Source organism: Curtobacterium sp. B8, from assembly GCF_000333315.1.
In the GTDB taxonomy this organism is placed as follows: Bacteria; Actinomycetota; Actinomycetes; order Actinomycetales; family Microbacteriaceae; genus Curtobacterium; species Curtobacterium luteum.
In genome coordinates this window covers 1-395 of sequence record NZ_BACW01000320.1, presented here as the reverse complement: position 1 = coordinate 395, position 395 = coordinate 1, and the positions used below count along the sequence as shown (strand labels likewise).

Here is a 395-nt window from a genome sequence, read left to right as displayed (position 1 = left end):
GACGGGATACGAGCAGGACCAGCGGCTGGTAGAACTCGCGATAGCAGCCGACACAGGCTCCCAGATGCGAGCCGAGACGATCGGGACGAGCGAGATATTCGAGACGGAGGGTCGAGCAAGTAAGATCCGCCAGGCCGTCATCTGGTCACGCTGCGCCAGCGCGGCCGGTCGGCCCGCCCGGGGTGGACGCCGCGGCGGACCCCCGCCGGGTCAGACGCCCCGGACGGCGAGCCGGTCGAGCGGGACCGGCCGCCCGGTCGCAGCGACCACGGCTGCCGGCACGACCACCTCGTCCGTCTCGCGGTCCACGATCGCGAGGTCCGACGGCCGCGCGGACGGGTGGTGCCGGTCCGCCCACGCACCCAGTGCGAGCAGGACCGGGGCGAGGTCACGGC

Annotated in this window: 1 pseudogene; it reads right to left on the bottom strand. The window is 73.7% G+C overall.

Going from position 1 to position 395, the window contains the following annotated elements:
* Nucleotides 1-210: 210 nt before the first annotated feature.
* Nucleotides 211-395 (bottom strand): annotated as a pseudogene (locus I59_RS22760) (transcriptional regulator); the annotation flags it as partial.